Raw genomic sequence first — 18,979 nt, 5'->3', positions numbered from 1 at the left:
ACAGCAGTGGGAGCGGTGGGACTTGAACCCACATGCCCGAAGGCGCTGGATTTTGAATCCAGTGCGTCTACCAATTCCGCCACGCTCCCGTGGAGGTGATGTTATGCCAGGGTCATCCTGAGGCCTGGTGCCGAAGGATATGGGCTCCAGATGCATTCAATTTGGTTTCAATCCCGTCATAACCGCGATCAAGGTGGTTGAGGCCATCAACTTGACTGATGCCGTGTGCGGCAAGACCTGCTAACACGAGCGCCGCTGCGGCTCTTAAGTCGTTACCACTGACTGGTGCAGCACTGAGCTGGGGTATGCCTTCGACCACAGCCGTGTTTCCTTGAAGACGAATCGAAGCGCCCATTCGTTGCAGCTCAGCGACATGCTGCATGCGGTTTTCGTAGATCTTTTCTGTCACCACACTTGTGCCTTTGGCTGTGGTTAACAGGGCCATAAAGGGGGCCTGCAAGTCCGTTGGGAAGCCTGGGAAAGGTTGGGTGATGATGTCAACGCCATGAAGATCTCCAGGGATCAGCGTGATTCCTTGCTTGTCAATCTCAAGGGTGCAGCCGCAATCTCTCAGTTTCTGGAGCACGGCATTGAGATGCTCAGGGATGACTGGAGACACTCGAACAATCGAACGGGTGATTGCCGCTGCGATCAGGAAGGTCCCTGCTTCAATGCGATCAGGGATCACCGAATAGTTGCAGCCGTGTAAACGTTCGACGCCTTCGATGGTGATGATTGGACCACCAGCGCCACTTACACGAGCACCCATGGCATTGAGCATTTTGGCCAGGTCTTGAACCTCAGGTTCTTGAGCAGCGTTTTCGATGGTGCTAGTGCCTTCCGCCAACACAGCTGCCATGAGAATGGTCTCGGTTGCACCGACACTTGGGCAGTCGAGCACGATTGCAGCACCTTTCAGTCGCCGCGATGTTCCTGGTACTGAAGCTGTGACAACGCCATGCTCAACTTTCACCATGGCACCAAGAGCTTTAAGCCCTCTGATGTGCTCAACAACAGGCCGGGCTCCGATGCGGCAGCCACCCGGCAGGGGGACTTTGGCGTGACCGAGTCGTCCTAGCAGTGGGCCGATGCAGAAAAAGCTAGCTCTAAGGCCATTGACTAGATCGTAGGGAGGTTCGGCGTGATGAAGGTCATCAGCCTGCAGCCAAACGGTCTCCTGACTCCGTTTTACACGTACCCCCAAGGAGGCGAGGATGTCTGCCATCCCCTGTATATCTGTGAGCTGGGGGACATTGTGCAGCTCAAGGGGGCCTTCGCTGAGAAGGGCTGAGGTCATCAGCACGAGGGCAGAATTCTTAGCCCCGCTGACTTTCAGCTCTCGGGAAAGAGTATGTCCGCCTTGAATCTCCAGATGCGGCTTGAGAATCTCTTGAGATTGAGATACCGCTGCGGGCATGTCCCGTTAATTATTCTTGAACGAACACATATTGACAATTACATGTGAGACAGTCTAGACGTCCAGACCTCAAACTGGTTCAAAACTGTCAGGTTGAGATAAGGCTGGTTGGCAGTCGATGTCTTATCGTCTTGATGTCGCTTGCGCGACGCACGCTAGCGGATGTGGCGGAATTGGTAGACGCGCTAGTTTCAGGTACTAGTACTAGCAATAGTGTGGGAGTTCAAGTCTCCCCATCCGCATTATCTTGAATGAGTAATCGACCTCAAGCTGCATCAATGATTGTACTCAAGATTACCAATGCTTCGGAGTTGGTGGCTGCAAAAGTGGGTCGCTTCCTTGAGCGTCTCACTCCTGATGATTTAGACAGTTCCACTGTTGAAGATCAAGTCATCAAAAAGATGATTGAAAGTCTTGCTGCTGAAGGCTTAAAGGGTGAAATTGCTGCAGTCAATGGGCTTGATTTTGATGGCGAACAGATTGTCCTGAATGAAGGGTTGAAGGTGCGTCAGCAAGCAACATTCTGAGGTTCTGTAGATCGGAGCTCATGCCTCGCTATTGATTTCAAGTCGCCGCAATCCTCTTGTGCGGAGATTGAAATTCCTCGCCAGTAGGGAAGGACGTCAAGAGCAGGCTTTGCTGCTGCTTGAGGGAACACACCTGCTCCAGGAAGTGTTGCGAACCACACACCGTCCTAAAGAGATTGTGGCGACCAACTTTTGGTTGGAGCGCCATGGGGATCTTGTAGAGGCCTTGCCTGCAGAAACCTTGATTCATCAGGTCACCCCGAGTGTTTTGGAGGCTTCGTTGACGACAGTCAGCCCAGATGGTGTGGCTAGCCTTTTGCGTCTTGATTCTCTTCCGCAGGCTGCTAATCAAGCCAAGTTTGTGTTGGCTTTGGATCGGCTGCAGGATCCTGGCAACCTTGGCACCTTGCTGCGAACAGCCTTGGCTGCAGAGGTGGAGGCGGTTTGGCTTGCATCTGGGGCGGATCCGCTCAGCCCAAAAGTGCTGAGGGCTTCGGCGGGGGCCATCCTTCAGTTGCCACATCAGCGCTTCGGGTCATCAGAGCAGGAGGCCGTGGAGCAGTTGGCTGAGCAGCTTGAATGTGCTGCTCGTCGCGGTTTACAGGTCGTGGCCACCATGGTGCCGGGCTCTTCAGCGGCACATTCTTGTTTGCCTTATTGGCAGCTGGACTGGAGGCAACCGACTGTGCTGGTGCTAGGCAATGAGGGATCCGGCCTGCATCCGCGCCTGCAGGCGTGTTGCACGGCTTGCGTCACCTTGCCGCATAGCGCTGCGGTTGAGTCGCTCAACGTGGCTGCGGTGGCGGTGCCACTACTGCTTGAGCGGCGACGAGCGACAATGACCTCTTCCACGCAGTAGTTCGGATGAGCGAAGCCAGTTTCGACTTCGATGTGATCGTGATCGGTGCTGGTTACGGCGGTTTTGATGCCGCCAAGCATGCGGCTGATGATGGCCTCAAGGTGGCGATTGTGGAATCAGGTGATATGGGCGGCACTTGCGTTAATCGAGGCTGTGTGCCCTCTAAGGCATTGCTTGCTGCCAGTGGAAGGGTGCGTGAGCTGGCTGATGCTGAACATCTATCTGGTTTCGGCATCCATGCTGCACCGGTGCGTTTTGAACGTCAGAAGATTGCTGACCATGCCAACCAGTTGGTGGCCACGATTCGTAGCAACCTCACCAAAACGCTGCAGCGGGCTGGTGTCACGATTCTGCGTGGGCATGGACGATTGGAGGGAAGCCAGCGAATTGGCTTGAGAGAGAAAAGTGGTGTGGATCGGCTGCTCACTGCTAGGGATGTGATCCTTGCCACAGGCTCTGATCCATTTGTGCCCCCTGGGATTGAAACCGATGGACGCACGGTTTTTACCAGTGATGAAGCCGTGAACTTGGAATGGCTGCCGCGTTGGATTGCAATTATCGGCAGTGGTTATATCGGCCTTGAATTTGCCGATGTTTATACGGCTCTCGGCTGTGAAGTCACGATGATTGAGGCGTTGGACCGGGTCATGCCAACCTTTGATCCCGACATCACCAAGATGGCAGCTCGGCATTTGATTGATGGACGTGACATCGATGCACGTGCTGGTGTGCTGGCTAGCAAGGTGATCCCTGGCTGCCCGGTAAGGATCGAACTGGCCGAGATGAAAAGCCGTGAGCTGGTGGATAGCTTGGAGGTGGATGCGGTGCTCGTTGCTACTGGTCGAGTCCCTAGTAGCAAGGGGCTCAATCTTGAGTCGGTTGGTGTGGAGACCAATCGCGGCTTTGTTCCGATCGACGACAGCATGAGGGTATTGGTTAACGGAAAGCCGCTGCCTCATCTTTGGGCCGTCGGGGATGTCACTGGCAAGCTGATGTTGGCCCATACAGCCGCAGCACAGGGCACGTTGGCTGTCGACAACATCCAGGGGCACTCCCGCACGATTGATTACCGCAGCATTCCAGCGGCGACCTTCACTCATCCGGAGATCAGCTCGGTGGGGTTGAGTGAAGCTGATGCTAAAGAGCTTGCTGCCAAGGATGGGTTTGAGTTGGGTAGTGTGCGCAGCTACTTCAAGGCCAATTCCAAAGCACTAGCAGAGCTGGAGAGTGATGGATTGATGAAGTTGTTGTTCCGCAAAGACAGCGGTGAAGTTCTTGGTGCTCACATCTATGGATTGCATGCCGCCGATTTGATTCAGGAGGTAGCCAATGCGGTGGCACGTCGACAGAGCGTGGCTCAATTGGCCTATGAAGTGCATACCCATCCCACCCTGAGTGAAGTGGTGGAAGTGGCCTATAAGCAGGCGGCCAAACAGCTGGCCAAGGCGGTTGTTGCATCGGCCGGCGCTGTCTAGGCCGCTGTTCTTCAAGCAGGTCTTAGCCCTGCGGCTCACTGTTGTTCATTGCATTGTCACCTTATGGAGATCCGTCGACGTCCGCCCAATCCAAGTATCAAGGTGGCTCATTTGGAGTACGCCATTCCTCACGACGATGCTGAGCCGCGCCACATTCTTGAGAAGATTGTTTGGGAGAAGGACCGTGAAGTTGAGACGGCACGACAGCGCGTACCTCTAGAGACGCTTAAATCTCAGATCGCAGACTTGCCCATCCCTCGAGATTTCATTGCTGCCTTGCGTCAGGCTTCGGTGGCGCCGGCAGTGATTGCTGAAGTCAAGAAGGCCAGCCCCAGTAAAGGTGTGATCCGCGCGGACTTTGACCCTGTTGTGATCGCCAATGCCTATGCGGAAGGTGGTGCGAGTTGCTTGTCTGTGCTGACCGACAAGAGCTTCTTTCAGGGTGGATTTGAGGTGCTTGTTGAGGTGCGGCAGACGGTTGGACTACCGCTTTTATGTAAGGACTTCATTCTCACGCCATATCAGCTTTATCAGGCTCGTGCTGCAGGTGCGGATGCTGTCTTGTTGATTGTGGCGATTCTCTCTGATCAGGATCTAACGTATTTGAGCAAGGTGGCCAACAGCCTTGGCCTCACTGTCTTGGTGGAAGTGCATGATGCTGAGGAACTTGAACGGGTTCTCAACCTTGGTGGTTTCCCACTGATTGGCATCAACAATCGCGATCTCACCACTTTTGAGACAGACCTTGAAACGACTGAAATACTGAGCAAGCAATTCGCTACTCGATTGCAGCAGCAGGGTGTCTTGTTGGTGAGTGAATCGGGCTTGTTTAACCGCGCTGATTTGGACAGGGTTCAGGCAGTAGGCGCTGAAGCTGTGTTGGTAGGAGAAGCCCTGATGCGTCAGTCGGATGTTTGTGTTGGCTTACGGAAGCTGATTGGAGGCTGAGGGTGTGGTCAGGGCTGATAATTCTTTCTCTTTGACTTGAGGAATTGTGGCGTTGAATTGGCGCAGTAAGAGGTTGATCTTAACTTGCTGTGAGTTAAGAATGAGCCGTTGCTCTTTGAGCTCATTGCGAGCGAGGTTGAGGTCTTGGCGAGTTTCTTTAAGTTCCTTATTTTGATTGGCTATTTGCTTATCTTGTTGCTGGATGCGATCAAGGAGATTTCGCTCCGCTTGCTTTTTGTCTTTGATTTCATCTTGTAGATTTCTTAAATCGGCGGAGATGTTGATTGGTTCCCCAGAGGCTAATTGGGCATCAACATCTTGCTTGATGCGGCTCTTGAGTTCGTTAATTTCTTCTCTTAGTTGCTCGAGTTCAACATTGGTCGCATCGAGCTCTTCTTTGTTTGTGACACCTTGATTAGCGCTACTACCACCAAATCCCCAGGAGACGCCAAGTTTTGCTGCAATCGAGCCATTGAAATAGGGGCCAGCAGAGAGAGCACCACCGAAATTAAAGAAGAGTCTTTCATTGGCTTTAGCAGCACAACCAAAGGCACCAGCGCCTTGCGAGCCGTAATAACCAGTACCAATGCCACAGCGAATGGTTTCCTCAGGCAGCAGAGTGCTTTGCGGCAGGCTGGCTAGAGCAGCAGTAGAGGCCGCAACACCTTGAATGGAGCGCCTTAAGTCTTCTACGGAGAAAGAGGTGGTACCAAGATTGCCGTTGGAATCGGTGCTGACAAATCTCTTCTCGCCACCATCTTGGAAGCGTGAATTAGCCCAAAACTGTTTGCCATTTTTGCGAGACGCCAAACCAGGCATGACATAGCGATCATCTTGATTGCCGATGGCGACTTGATTGTCGTGGAATGTTCTGGCTTTGTAGCCAATCGCAGTTGAGTTGTGATTGGTGGCTTTGGCTTCATAGCCAATGGCCATGGAATGCTTTTTGTTGGCTTGTGCTTTTCTGCCAAACGCGATTGAGCGTTCACCACTGGCAGTGGCTTGTTGACCAAAAGCGATTGCTTGATTGGCTGAGGCATCAGCTTGGCTGCCGATAGCAAGCGTTTGATAGTCGGATGCTTTGGCATCTTTGCCGATGGCAGTGGCTTCTTTTTGTAGAGCCTGTGCGTGCTTACCAAGGGCGATGGTTTTGTTAGCGCTGGCATCAGACTTGCTACCAATAGCGATGGCATTTTCAGCACTGGCATTCGATTCGCTACCAAAGGCGATTGCTTGCTTGCCTGTTGCACTTGATTGTTCACCGATTGCAGAAGCGCCTTCTCCAGTGGCTGTTGCACTAGCCCCAAGGGCGATGAGATTGGTGCCATCACCAACGGTGGCACTAATTCTGGTGCGTCTTGATGCCGGGGTATCTGCAGAACCGGTGAGTGCAAGCCCTAAAGCGAGAGGGTTGGGATTGTTTAAGGCTAAAGAAGAGCTGGCAGTTCCAGTTGCTTGTGCACCTGCGCCAATAGCAATAACGTTGTCACCTTTGGCGACAGCACCAGAACCTGAGGCATAGGAGTTGACGCCTTTTGCATAAGCCAAGGGACCAACAGCAACAGCATTTTCTTCTTTGGCGTAGCTGTTATCACCAACGGCAATGGCTCTGGTTGCGTCTTTACCTGCAATGGAAGAGGAGCCAATGGCGATGGCATCAACACCCCGAGATGTTGCATCAGTACCAACGGCGATGGCATCATCTTGGCTTGCCGCAGACTGCGTGCCAGAGGCGATGGCGTTTGGTGCCATGGCAACAGACTTGGTGCCATAGGCATAGGCATTGGCGCTGAGTGATTTGGAGTCAAAGCCATAGGCGGAGGCATCCTCTCCTGTGACTTTTGCGCCAGTACCGCTTGCGAGGGCATCCGTGGCGCCATATGTGATATCAGCGCCATCACCAAAGGCAAAGGCATCATCACCATCGGCAACAGCATTAACTCCAAGAGCAAAGGCATTGTTGCCGGCTGCATAGGCATCTCGACCAAGAGCAATGGCATTGGTTCCTGATGCAGAGGCGTTGTAGCCCACGGCGATAGCTCCATCGCCATAACCGTTAGCGCTACTACCGAGTGCTATGGCATGGGGGCCACCAGCGACAGCATTTGTGCCGATGGCGAGATCATTGGATGATGTGGTGGTTGCTGAGTAGCCAAAAGCGGCTGAGTCAGTGCCGGTTGCAGAGGAGAGGCTGCCAATGGCGATGCTGTTGTTACCAAGTGCTGAACTTTTGTAGCCGATAGCAGAACCGGTATCGCCCGAGGCAAGTGCAAAGGTGCCAAAGGCAAGGCTGTTTGCTGCAGTGGCTTGACTGCTAACACCAGAAGCAAAGGAATCAAGACCAGAGGAGAGAGAATGGTTGCCAAGAGCAGTGGCATTGATGCCAGTGGCTTGTGCATTAAAGCCAGCAGCCCATGAATCAGTATTGGTGGCTGTTGAGAGGGTGCCGAATGCCATGGCATTAGCCCCAGAAGCTGTTGCTTGCAAACCAGCTGCGTAGGCACCAACAGCGTTAGCCGTGGCTGAACTGCCGAGGGCGATAGCATTAGCTGCAGTAGCAGAAGAGTTGTAGCCGGCAGAGAAGGAATCGGTGCCAGTGGATTGGGAATTTGAGCCAATAGCAATGGAGTTGGCTCCAGAAGCAATACTCTTGGCGCCACTGGCGAGAGCGCCATCACCGCTGGCTTCTGCATAGGGTCCAAGAGCCATGGCTTCTTCTCCTGTTGCTTTGGAAAAGGGACCAAAGGCAATCGCCATGGTTTGATTGGCGCGGCTGCCAACGCCACTGGCAATGGAATCAGTTCCGCTGGCCAAAGAATTGGTGCCTGTTGCCATGGCATTGGCGCCTGTGGCAGTCGCAAAGCTGCCAAAGGCCAAGGCGTTGGTATTAGAGGCAGTGGAGAGCATGCCAAGAGCCATGGAATTAATACCATTGGCGGTTGCTTCTAGGCCAGCGGCAAAGGCATCGAGTGTTTCAGCAGAAGCGCGAGTACCGAGGGCCATGGAATTGATGGCTGCGGCTTGGGCTGTTGTGCCAATAGCCATGGAATTGCTAAAGGCCGCATTCGCTGAAGTGCCAATAGCGATAGCATTTTTTCCTGTAGCGGCTGAGTAGGCACCAGCCGCAAGAGTTTCTGAACTATTTGCAACAGCATTCATGCCGATAGCAACGGCAACATCACCAGAGGCCTCAGAGAAGAGACCAAGCGCCATGGCGTTGTTGCTAGAGGCGAGTGCACTGTGACCAACGGCGGTGGCGTTGTTAGCACTAGCGATGGCATTAACACCAATGGCCATGCTGTCGAGCTCTGAGGCATTGGCAGCTGAACCAAAGGCCATGGCGCCATTGGCGGAGGCATTGGCACTGGTTCCAAAAGCAATGGCATTGGTGCCAGTTGATTTGGAGAGAACACCGATAGCCATGGCGTCATCACCTTGAGCATTGGCGCTACTAGCGATGGCAACGGCATTGATGCCCGATGCATTGGCATTGACACCAAAGGATTGAGCATTTTGTCCGCTGGCTTTGGCGATCACGCCAATGGCGATGGAATTAGCACCGTTGGCACTGGCTCCAGGTGCAATCGCGGTGGCATTGGTGTTTGTGGCTTGTGAGAGGGTACCAAAGGCCATGGCACTGGTGCCAGTGGCGTTTGCTTCTACGCCAAGTGCAACGGCGTTATTGCCTTGGGCATTGGCTTGGAAGGCTAAGGCGGTGGAATTGGTGCCGTAGGCATTGGCGCCTGCACCAGCAGCAAGACTGTTAGCGCCGGTGGCGATGGAATTAATGCCAACAGCAGTTGTGCTTGTGCCAATGGCTTGTGCATTGGTGCCAAGGGCCATGGCTCCTTCTTCTTTTGCATAGGCGATCACGCCAACAGCAGTGGCATTGACGCCATTGGCCTGTGATTTAACGCCAATAGCTATGGAATTGGCTCCATAGGCATTGGCAGCAGCACCAAGAGCACCAGCATTGACGCCACAGGCTTGCGCAGCAGCACCAACAACAAAGGAGTTGGGTTGATCGGCGAGAGCACCAGCACCAAAAGCGAGGGCATTGGTGCCGCTTGAGATGGAATTGGTGCCAACGGCAATGGCATTGGTGCCGTTCGCGGTGGCGTCAACACCAAAAGCAGCTGAATCAATGCCAGAGGATGTTGCACCAGTGCCAAGAGCAAAAGAGCTTGTGTTGCTGGCAGTGGCGCCAACACCAACAGCCATGGCATCGGTGCTGATGGACTGTGCTCCAGCACCAATGGCGCCAGCATTGATACCTTCTGCGACGGCTTCCGTGCCAAGCACGAATGAATTGGCGTATGTGGCTGCGCTGTCGTATCCAATCGCGATTGCGTTTGCACCGGATGCATTGGCGAGACTGCCTAAAGCAAGAGCTCCGTTGGCTGATGCATTAGCACTTGCACCAAGAGCAGTAGCACTTATTGCTGATGCAGTTGATGAAGAACCAATAGCGATTGCATCTGCTGGGGCGACACAACCGTCGTCATCAGTAATGACACAGCTACCAGTACTATCAAGCAAAGATTTGACAGTTGCATATTCACCAATAGCGATAGAACTAGGCGCTTGTGATGTTGAGCGTGTTCCAAGAGCAATAGCATCTGAGCTGGAAGCTTCTGCACCGGTTCCGATCGCTATGGCTTCTACTGCAGTTGTCTTTGCTTGATGACCAAGGGCAATTGCCTCCTCAGTAGTTGATTGTGCAGAAGCACCAATAGCAATTGCTTCATCAGCAGTAGAACTACTAACGTTTGCTTCTTGCCCGAGTGCTATAGAGCCAGCTGCGAGCGCATTGGAACTAGAGCCAAGAGCAGTAGCACCAGTTGCTGAAGCACTTGATGAAGAACCAAGAGCGATTGCGTCAGTGGCAGTTGTTGATGAAACATTGGCATTTTTGCCAATTGCGATTGAGTTTATCGCTTGGGCGTTTGCCTTGACACCTAGAGCTGTAGAGGTATCTCCGAATGCGGTTGAACTCAGACCAAGGGCTACACCATTTTCACCTGAAGCCTTTGATGTTTTACCGATCGCAATCGCATTCGTACTCGAAGCATTTGCTTCTGTCCCAAATGCAATCACGTTGGATGATTTCGCAATCGAATCAACACCTATAGCAATTGCTTGACTTCCGCTGGAGGCAGATTCAGTTCCGATAGCAATTGCTTCACTTCCGCTGGAAACTGATTCGGTTCCAAAAGCTATCGCATTAACTTCATTTGCTTCTGAATCTGCACCAATGGATATGGAGCTATTGCTATAGGCATTTGCTCCAGCACCCAAAGCAGTCGCTTCTATTCCGCTAGCTTTTGAACTTGCTCCAATCGCGATTGCATAATTTTCTGATATTGCTGAATCGAAACCTAGAGCAATCCCGTTGTCACCCTGAGCATCGCTTTCAGCACCCAATGCAATACTGTATTCACCATCACTATTTGATTCTTCGCCAATAGTAATAGACCCTATTTGTTTGGCTAAGGATTCAGCTCCAATAGAGATTGCACCATCTCCATATGCGTTTGAGCCTGCACCTAATGCAATAGCTTCAGTAGCCGATGCACTTGATTCAGCACCTATCCCAATCGCGTTATTCCCAGTAGCTGCTGCTGCTGTACCTAAGGCAATAGCACTTTCTTCTGTTGCCTTAGCATTTTCCGAACCAATGGCAATCGAGTACTTACCGCTTGCTTTTGCAAGAACCATCGCCAAAGCATCTGTTCCACTTGCCTCGGTATCCGCACCAATACTGATAGCGCCGTCTGCAGTCGATGTTGAATTGTCTCCGATAGAGATTACTGAATCTCCTTTTACTTTCACATCATTGCCGATAGCAATCTGATTGGTCCCGAGCATGGCCTGTGCATTATTTCCCATCGCGATACTTCCCATTGCGCCTGTATCAACGAGTGCAAGATTTCCAATTGCGATTGCCCCTATGGCATCTACGCCAACTTCCGCTGTATTCCCCATAGCGATAGAGGCTGAGGCTCCTGCGCCAACTGCTGTGAGATTTCCAATTGCTATTGATGTTGTAGTAGCTCCTACAACAGCAACGTTGCCGATAGCAACGTTTGCAGCTCCTAATGATCTAACTTTATTACCCATCAGGACACTCCCAGTGCCCGCATTGATAATATCATTTCCCATGATTATGTTACTGCTTCCAAGCGTATTTTTTACATTATTACCCATCATAATATTATTGTCTCCACTTAAATTGTATACGTGGTTTCCTTGAATGAGGTTTTCAGATCCTGTTGTGTTCTCAACAGAGTTGCCATTAAGTATGTTGTAGCTGCCTGCAAAGTTTTTATTCTCATTTCCATTAATCATGTTGTAGCTGCCTGCCCAATTTGTATTATTATTTCCTTGAATTATGTTGTAGCTTCCGGTAATATTGTCTAAATCATTTCCTATGATCAGATTTTTGCTGCCTTCTGCGTTTTTTGACCTGTTTCCTGCGACAAAATTATTGTCTCCATTTCTTGAACTACTATCGTACCCTTGCACCACTGAATAGGGTGATGTGTCGATAGTGATCTTTTCACCAAAGGCGACTGAACTAGGGGACGTAATGATTGCATTCCCTACACCGATTGCAATAGATCCAATGCTTGTGCCGTATACAGTATTATTTGTGCCAAAAGCTACAGATTCTTCCGCAAAAGCTTTTGAAGAAGTTCCGATTGCGATAGCTGCTTCACCAGTCGCATCTGCCTGACTACCTATTGCAGTAGCGCCTACTCCGTCAGCTTCCGCCCCTGTACCTATTGAGACAGTATCAGTGGCAAGCGCCATTGCTTTACTTCCAAATGCCACCTGAGCAGTGGCATCATTTGCAGTTTTAGCTCCTTGGCCAATTGCAACAGATGCTACCCCGAGCGCCCCTGCTCCATCTCCAATTGCAGTAGCGCCAGCTCCGTCAGCTGCTGCCCCTGTACCTATTGAGACACCACCAGTGCCATACGCCGTTGCTGCACTTCCAAATGCCATCGCATCAGTGGCAAAGACCTTTGCTTTACTTCCGAATGCCAACGCACCAGTAGCATCCGAGAATGTCATAGCCCCTGGGCCAATTGCAGCAGATGCTTCACCAAGCGCCTTTGCTGCGTCTCCTATTCCAACAGCCCCTATTCCTTGAGCTGTCGCCCCATAACCTATTGAGACAGCACCTTCAGCGACTTCATCAGTTGAAGCAGTATATCCAATCGCTACGCTTGATATTCCCTCCGCTGTAGCTGGTCCTACGGCTAATGCCAATTCAACGGCTTTTCCATCGAGAGTTGCGTAGCCATTACCAAGGCCACAACTTTTCGCTGAGAAATCCGCTTCTGTCTCTACACTAAATTCAGCGCCGTTTGCGTTGAAATCTCCAGTTGCCTCAGCATTGAATCCTTCTGCATTGAGTGCTGTAAGTTCTCCCGCGCCTTCTGCTTCTCCGCCGCCTCCGCATATTCCTCCGCAGTCAATGGTTCCAGCGATAGAGAATTCTGCCAATTCTGCACTTTCAATATTTGCAATCCCACTAATGTTTACCTCGCCTTCAATACTGGCTTCTCCTTTGATACTTGTTTCTCCGACCCCGCATAAACCATAAACCTGCGCATTCCCAGGAAGAGCAGCAAGCAAGCCCCCGCCAACTGCAACAATTCCAGCTCTGAACCAGTTCATTGGATAATGCTAAAATCAACGAATTCTAACCTGATAATAATTGCAAATTATAAAAATATAATTAAGACCATATATTTTTATTGCCTTAGTAGATAGCTGAAGTGGATCTTGTGGCTTTGGTTGTATCAGCATTAATCAAAGTGTTACAGGCAAGGAAGAAGAGAATGCTAAAATAATTGATAAATTGCAAGACAAAATTGTAATGCTTTAGAGTTCGATTGAGGCTCTTAGAGAACAAACATAAAAATCTCATAACTTAAAAAGATTTAAAGAAGAGATAGGAATTGAAGCAGGTGATATGGTCACATAGTCACGTGAGCCACCGGCCAAATCATGCATATGCTAAAAGATAAATCAACTCTTGAAGTAAGAATGAAAGCTTAACTTGTCAGAGTCATTGCTTGTAGGATAACATCCTATTTTAACATGTGCCCTTTGTGCTACTGGGTCTATTTGAGGATCGCATAAGTTTGCATTCCTTCCAAGGACTTGATTCAGTAGTTGCCTTAATTGTTTGTTTTGATCCTTCTGATTTGATGACGTTGATTTAAATATTTTCGATCTTCTGCTGCTTATTGATTACACTTAATGAAGCCCTCCTCTTGAAGCCAAGGTATTTTATAATAGCTTCTGATTGTATTTCCTCGCTAGCGGCAAGGCATGATTTATCTTCTTGTGGCTGTTCACTCGTTCTTATTAGTAGTTAATGTTATGGGCTTGTCTTCGCTGCTTGTTTGATTTTTCTGGCAACTTCAAGTTCTGTGGCTGGAAGATTCTTAGGGCATACTAATGAGGCTTTGACAAGTATGTTGCCTGCAATCCAATTCTTTAAGCCTGTGGTTGTGTTTGCAGTCGCAGGCATGCCGCTCACTTTCCCTTTGTAGCGTTCAGTGATCAGCTTCGTCATCGCAGCTAATGATGCTGCAGCTGCTGGTTGGTAATCGACTTTCTTCGATAACGAATAGCATAAATTTAAAGTGGTCACATCTCTCAAGTCTCTGAATTCATTGAGTCCAATTGTTGTTGAGCTAATGCTGCTCAAAGGCCTTGCCTGTGAGATCATCTCCCCACCTTCAATCTTTGCTGCATGGGCACTATTGATTGGGATGATAAGGGTTGTAAGTGCTAGCGCTGTAAATGTAGATTTGCTTGACATGCTATAGCCTTAGTGTGGGATTGATCTTTTGGTGAAGAGGCTAGCATGAGTCTTATTCGCCTGTTCTTGAAGCATTGCTAATGCTAGCGATTCTGATCAATTGATCACCTTTCTTGCTCTGAGTATTTACCTGTCTTTTCCCTTCAGGGCTCTTGTTCTTTTCATCATGCAGCCTGTGGCTTACTTCCAGTATCCTTGAGTTGTTAAACCTTGCTCCTGATGCCCCTCGCTGAGGTTCCTGTTGGTTGGTCTGCTCATAATCAGCCAAGTGCTGGGCTTGATCTTTTTTACCAGTTTCTTCTCGAAGGTCAGGCTCAGGCAGTTCATGATGAGCTATCGCTTCGTGCTCTTCAATCTTTGAATGGTGAGGAGGCTTATCTGCTTGGCCTCTCTTCTCATCTTTTAGGGCTTCATCAACAGGCACTTGACTGCTTTGATTTAGCCGAGAAGCAAGGCTTCAATTCTAAATTTGTTGTTTTTAATCGAGCAAATTCACTGCGTGCAATCAATTCATATGAGTTAGCATTAGAGGCTTATCAAGCTGCTTTAAAGATCGATTCAGAATTTGTTGAATGTCGGCATAATTATGCCTTGGCATTGTATGAATATGAACAATATGCGCAGGCCGAAGAGTGTATGCGCAAGTTGCTTGTTGATGTTCCTGATTATTACAAAGCATCGTTTGCTTTGGGGAACCTACTGCGCCATTTCAATCGCCTTCCAGAAGCTTGCGAGGCTTACCGTCTTTGTCTGCAGGTTCAGCCAGCCTATCCAGATGCTTTGAATAATCTCGGCCTATGTCTTGCGGGTTTAGATCAGAAAGAGAAGGCCATCGCGACGTATCGTTTAGGACTGACTGCAGACGCGTCTTCGGATCATTGCCGTCAAAACCTTGCTCAGGCACTGGTTACTGTCAAAAAACATGACTTAGCCATTGAGGAGTTTGAGAAGTTTCTTGAGCTTCCGATTGGCCCTATGCAACGGGCAACAGGCATTCAAGGCTTGATGAGTTGTTATTTGGAACTTGGCCTCCATCAACAAGCCTTTGCGTTTGCAGACAGTCTTGAAGACAAACGCTTGCAGACGATGGTTAGTCTTTATATTTTGCCGATTGTTTATGAATCGGAGCTAGATGTTAATCAGTGGCGATCTCGCTATAATGATGCTATTGATTTACTTTTGGATCAGCTTGATGGCTTCAGCCAAGATGATCCATTTTATGAGGATATCTATTCCCATTGTTGGGGATTGACGAGCTTTTATTTGTCTTATCAGATGGAGGATGACCTCCCTCTTCAGATCAAACTCGCAGAGGTTTTTAAACGCATTCTTAAACCCAGGCTCGCGTCATATATGCTTCCCCTTGAGCCTAATCAAGGCGATGACTCAAAGCCTTTACGTGTAGGAGTTCTTTCACCTCACCTACGCAATCACAATGGCTCATTCTGGGCGCTTGGTTGGTTGAACCCTTTGCGCGATAACCCTGCTTACGATGTTTATGCCTACAACCTAGGTGAGGATGAGGATGAAGTCTCCCAGCGATTCGCTGCTCTTGGTTGTTACCGCAAATTGTCGTTAACGCCGGAAACTGCTGAAGCAGTTGTGCAACAGATCCGAGCTGATGATCTGGATTTTTTATTGATTCCAGATGTTGGCATGCATCCAGCTAGTCGTATCGCCGCCAGTGTTCGCTTGGCTCGTTATCAGGCTGTTGGTTGGGGTCATCCGATCACGACTGGATCGGAATGCATTGATTACTACCTCAGTGGCGCGGGAATGGAATCGGCTGATGCCGCCTCTTATTACAGCGAGCGATTGGTGTTATTACCTCGTACTGGTCTGAATTATCCAGTACCACTGAGTGTGCATCAAGGCGATAACCTTCGTAGCCGTTTTGAGCTTCCAGCAGATCGTCCTTTGCTCTTGAGTCTGCAGAGCACGTTTAAATATCATCCACGCAACGATTGTACGTTTGTTGAGATCTGCCGCCGCTCCCCGGATGCCTTAATTCTGTTTGTCGCTCATATGGGGCATCCCTCCGTTTCCGATCGTCTCTATCACCGTCTCCAGATTCGCTTTGCTGATGTAGGCCTTGACGCGGATCAACACCTTCGCTTTTTGCATCGGCTTGAGTACGCCGATTATGTGGCGTTTTTTGATATCGCTCATCATTCTCTAGACACGATTGATTGGAATGGTGGCAACAGCTCATTTCAAGCATTCTCAAGGGGTTGTCCTGTTGTTTCGATGCCAACAGCTTTTATGCGAGGCCGACACACATTGGCGATGCTCGAGGTTCTTGAGTTGCCTGAACTGATTGCTTCTTCAAGAGAAGAGTATGTGGATATTTCTATTCGCTTATTACAAGATGACGACTTCGCCAATCAGATGAGATCTCTGATTAACGAACGTTCGCAGCGCTTATTTGCTGATCAAGAGGTAAGCGACTGTTTTGTTGACTTCCTTGCTTCTCTGCGCGACGAACGGTTCAAGGCCCATGCATGAGCAGAGCTTGCCGACAATGTTTGTAGAGCCTGATCTCTTTAGCAGTGGCATCAGCGCAATTCCATTCTCAATCCGTCAGACTTTCTCTTGACTGTTTCGATTTCATGCTGATCAGCATCCTCACGGGCTTCGCTGCTGGAGCCCTTCATGTGGTGGGTGGTGCTGATCATCTTGTTGCCATCGCACCGAGCGCATTGCGTAAGCCGGCTACGGCATTACGCAGTGGCCTTGCTTGGGGGATTGGCCATTCAACAGGTGTTCTGGTTCTTTCAACCATGGCCATTGTTTTGAAAGACCTTGTTCATATCGAGCGCATGTCCTCCTGGGCCGAATTCTGCGTGGGAGTGGCGTTGCTTGTGGTTGGAGCGATGGCGATTCGTACTGCTCTTGGCCTGGATATCCACACCCATCAGCACACTCATCAGCACAACTATGGTCACGCCCATGACCATCAACATGTGCACCTGCATCTGCGTGGGCGACACCAGCACGGGCGACATGCTCATGCAGCAAGCAGTCTTGGCCTCCTTCATGGCTTGGCTGGGGCCAGCCATCTAATTGCAGTGATTCCCGCGCTGGCCCTGCCTCCTCTTGGGGCTTTGATCTATATGGCGGCTTATCTGTTGGGTTCCATCGCAGCGATGGTTGCCGTTGTTGGTGCGATTTCCTTAGCCACATTGCGTGTGGGGCGTCGTGCCTTGCCCTTGCTGGTTGGATCAACCGGTGGGCTATCGATCATTACGGGCTTCTTTTGGTTGCAGAAAACATCCCCTCAGCTTCTTTGATTGCCTAATCTGCTGGGTTCTTATGCGCTGAAGGGAACACGCCATACGCATTCAGCGATGCCAAGCAGGCTGTCGCGATTCACCAAACCGAAATGTCGGCTGTCTGTGCTTGCTTGCTGGTTGTCACCACGTAGTTCCAGCCCGGAATTGTTGATTGCAATAAGGCGTTTGATCAGCAGGGTGGCTGGTTTCAATGGATGACGGACAACCACAACACAGCCTGGCTTGAGCCGCCTGTCATCGCTGGTGATCGGTTGAAAGATCACCAGGTCGCCAGGGGCAAGGCTGGGGCTCATTGAGTCTCCATCGACACGAGCGTGGCGACGAAGACCTGAAAGCAGCAGGAACAGCGAACGCCAGTTCGCTGTTGGCATCATGTTTGTTGGCTTAACTGGCTCTCACCCAGGCGTCATTGCGACCCTTGGATTTCCAGAACATCGTGTGAATGGCTTCCACAGCTTTGATCAGTTCATCTGCCTTGGATTGATCGATGTTCACCTTGCAGGCGCTGCAGAGCTTGGCCGCTTTCCAGAAGATGTCATGCAGATTCGGGAAAGTTGCCAGATGCTCTGGCTTGAAATAATCCGTCCAGAGGATCAGAAGCTCGTTCTTGGTTTGCTGAGCTTGTTCTTCCTTGATGGCGACGAAGCGGGAGAAGGTGTTGTTGTAAGCCGCCCAAGCAGCCGGATCGTTGCCTGAGGGAGGCTGCAGTTCGAGCAGCTTTTTGGTCATCGATACGACAGCTTCAGCTGAGACTCTTGCCGAGGCGGGATCGTAAACGCCGCAAGGGCCATCACAGTGAGCCTGGACCGAAGAGGCCGGCAGGTTGCTGTGAAGTGTGGAAAGTGCCGAGCGCAACATCTGGCAGGTAGAGAAAGCCAAGCTGAGCCTACCCAGGCTGATTGCTAATTGGGTTCGCTTTTGATTTGATTTTCTATTCAGCCTTTAGATCATTTGATGCCCAGGAGTTCGACTTCGAAAATCAACGTGGCGTTGCCAGGGATGACACGGCCTGCGCCGCGGCTTCCGTAGCCAAGCTCTGGGGGGATGACCAGCTTGCGCTTGCCGCCCACCTTCATGCCAGCAACGCCTTCATCCCAGCCTTTGATCACTCGTCCAGCACCGAGGGGGAACTCGAACGGCCCACGTTTGTAGCTGCTGTCGAATTCCTGGCCATTTTCCAGTGTGCCGCGGTAGTTCACGGAAACGGTTTGGCCTGCTGTGGCCTCCGGGCCATCGCCGATCTTGAGGTCAGTGATGCTTAGACCACTGGCTGTTAGTTGGGATGGTTCTGCTTCGATTGGGTCGCCAAGGGCTGAGGCATTGGCTTGCGCGGCATCGATTTCAGCAGCATCTGCCTTGGAGCCGTTGATCGCCATCTTGAATAGTGTTGGGTTGGGATCGTCGGGGTCGAGTTCAAGCACTGCCATGCTCAAAGCAGCTGGCTCGCCAGTTCGCACCTCCGCCTGCACGGCATTCAAATTGCTGTCGGCGACCACAACTGAGGGTGACACGATCTGGCTGACAAAGGCCACAACCACGCACACCACAAAGACGGCTGCACTGATGAAGATGTCGCGCACTGAATCTCAATGATCAATCAACATGATTCTGGCAGGAG

The 18,979-nt window shown here is 50.6% G+C and carries 12 protein-coding genes and 2 tRNA genes; 7 read left to right on the top strand and 7 right to left on the bottom strand.

The window, feature by feature from the left end; translation table 11 throughout:
* Window positions 1-7: 7 nt before the first annotated feature.
* Window positions 8-89: transfer RNA gene (locus tag SIB79_RS07615), tRNA-Leu, on the bottom strand.
* Between the two features lie 23 nt (window positions 90-112).
* Window positions 113-1,417 (bottom strand): UDP-N-acetylglucosamine 1-carboxyvinyltransferase, encoded by a 1,305-nt coding sequence (gene murA / locus SIB79_RS07610; RefSeq protein WP_063403382.1) that lies wholly within the window; start codon window positions 1,415-1,417, stop codon window positions 113-115.
* A gap of 158 nt (window positions 1,418-1,575) precedes the next feature.
* On the opposite strand from murA, the gene SIB79_RS07605 reads away from it, so the two are divergent.
* From SIB79_RS07605 to trpC, 5 genes are all read left to right on the top strand, one after another.
* Window positions 1,576-1,659: transfer RNA gene (locus SIB79_RS07605), tRNA-Leu, on the top strand.
* Window positions 1,660-1,695: 36 nt separating this feature from the next.
* Entirely contained in the window at window positions 1,696-1,944 is a 249-nt protein-coding gene (locus SIB79_RS07600; RefSeq protein WP_063403381.1) for a hypothetical protein, read from the top strand.
* 31 nt (window positions 1,945-1,975) lie between these two features.
* A complete protein-coding gene (locus SIB79_RS07595) occupies window positions 1,976-2,803 on the top strand; it encodes a TrmH family RNA methyltransferase (protein WP_063403380.1) in 828 nt (275 codons plus the stop codon).
* A gap of 5 nt (window positions 2,804-2,808) precedes the next feature.
* Complete coding sequence (lpdA, locus tag SIB79_RS07590) at window positions 2,809-4,278, top strand: dihydrolipoyl dehydrogenase (RefSeq protein ID WP_063403379.1); 1,470 nt, start codon at window positions 2,809-2,811, stop codon at window positions 4,276-4,278.
* Window positions 4,279-4,341: 63 nt separating this feature from the next.
* On the top strand, window positions 4,342-5,226 hold the full coding sequence (gene trpC / locus SIB79_RS07585) for an indole-3-glycerol phosphate synthase TrpC (protein ID WP_063403378.1): 885 nt from the start codon (window positions 4,342-4,344) through the stop codon (window positions 5,224-5,226).
* Here trpC and SIB79_RS07580 read toward each other — a convergent pair.
* A complete protein-coding gene (locus SIB79_RS07580; protein WP_063403377.1) occupies window positions 5,203-12,912 on the bottom strand; it encodes a YadA-like family protein in 7,710 nt (2,569 codons plus the stop codon). The genes trpC and SIB79_RS07580 overlap by 24 nt on opposite strands.
* 709 nt (window positions 12,913-13,621) lie before the next feature.
* Window positions 13,622-14,068 (bottom strand): hypothetical protein, encoded by a 447-nt coding sequence (locus SIB79_RS07575; RefSeq protein WP_063403376.1) that lies wholly within the window; start codon window positions 14,066-14,068, stop codon window positions 13,622-13,624.
* Between the two features lie 219 nt (window positions 14,069-14,287).
* Between SIB79_RS07575 and SIB79_RS07570 the strand changes: the two genes are divergently transcribed.
* Window positions 14,288-16,573 (top strand): tetratricopeptide repeat protein, encoded by a 2,286-nt coding sequence (locus SIB79_RS07570; protein WP_063403375.1) that lies wholly within the window; start codon window positions 14,288-14,290, stop codon window positions 16,571-16,573.
* Window positions 16,574-16,677: 104 nt separating this feature from the next.
* On the top strand, window positions 16,678-17,358 hold the full coding sequence (locus SIB79_RS07565; RefSeq protein ID WP_063403374.1) for a hypothetical protein: 681 nt from the start codon (window positions 16,678-16,680) through the stop codon (window positions 17,356-17,358).
* 20 nt (window positions 17,359-17,378) lie between these two features.
* On the opposite strand, the gene sodX is transcribed toward SIB79_RS07565, so the two are convergent.
* From sodX to SIB79_RS07550, 3 genes are all read right to left on the bottom strand, one after another.
* Window positions 17,379-17,735 carry a nickel-type superoxide dismutase maturation protease gene (gene sodX, locus SIB79_RS07560; protein WP_063403373.1) on the bottom strand — a complete coding sequence of 119 codons (357 nt, stop codon included), beginning with the start codon at window positions 17,733-17,735 and terminating at the stop codon, window positions 17,379-17,381.
* 10 nt (window positions 17,736-17,745) lie between these two features.
* A complete protein-coding gene (gene sodN / locus SIB79_RS07555) occupies window positions 17,746-18,219 on the bottom strand; it encodes a superoxide dismutase, Ni (RefSeq protein WP_063397293.1) in 474 nt (157 codons plus the stop codon).
* 89 nt (window positions 18,220-18,308) lie between these two features.
* On the bottom strand, window positions 18,309-18,941 hold the full coding sequence (locus tag SIB79_RS07550; protein WP_063403372.1) for an FKBP-type peptidyl-prolyl cis-trans isomerase: 633 nt from the start codon (window positions 18,939-18,941) through the stop codon (window positions 18,309-18,311).
* Window positions 18,942-18,979: the final 38 nt, after the last annotated feature.

The sequence above is a fragment of the Prochlorococcus sp. MIT 1342 genome (assembly GCF_047304495.1).
GTDB classification, from domain to species: Bacteria; Cyanobacteriota; Cyanobacteriia; order PCC-6307; family Cyanobiaceae; genus Prochlorococcus; species Prochlorococcus marinus_D.
Note: the sequence above shows the minus strand (reverse complement) of the source record. Positions and strands in the feature narration are given on the sequence as shown.

Excerpts from the sequence above, each read along its gene's own strand:
- SIB79_RS07570 (WP_063403375.1), top strand. The coding sequence starts at position 14,288 with ATGCCCCTCGCTGAGGTTCCTGTTGGTTGGTCTGCTCATAATCAGCCA.
- sodN (WP_063397293.1), bottom strand. The coding sequence starts at position 18,219 with ATGTTGCGCTCGGCACTTTCCACACTTCACAGCAACCTGCCGGCCTCT.
- SIB79_RS07580 (WP_063403377.1), bottom strand. The coding sequence starts at position 12,912 with ATGAACTGGTTCAGAGCTGGAATTGTTGCAGTTGGCGGGGGCTTGCTT.
- SIB79_RS07565 (WP_063403374.1), top strand. The coding sequence starts at position 16,678 with ATGCTGATCAGCATCCTCACGGGCTTCGCTGCTGGAGCCCTTCATGTG.
- SIB79_RS07575 (WP_063403376.1), bottom strand. The coding sequence starts at position 14,068 with ATGTCAAGCAAATCTACATTTACAGCGCTAGCACTTACAACCCTTATC.
- sodX (WP_063403373.1), bottom strand. The coding sequence starts at position 17,735 with ATGATGCCAACAGCGAACTGGCGTTCGCTGTTCCTGCTGCTTTCAGGT.
- lpdA (WP_063403379.1), top strand. The coding sequence starts at position 2,809 with ATGAGCGAAGCCAGTTTCGACTTCGATGTGATCGTGATCGGTGCTGGT.
- SIB79_RS07600 (WP_063403381.1), top strand. The coding sequence starts at position 1,696 with ATGATTGTACTCAAGATTACCAATGCTTCGGAGTTGGTGGCTGCAAAA.
- murA (WP_063403382.1), bottom strand. The coding sequence starts at position 1,417 with ATGCCCGCAGCGGTATCTCAATCTCAAGAGATTCTCAAGCCGCATCTG.
- trpC (WP_063403378.1), top strand. The coding sequence starts at position 4,342 with ATGGAGATCCGTCGACGTCCGCCCAATCCAAGTATCAAGGTGGCTCAT.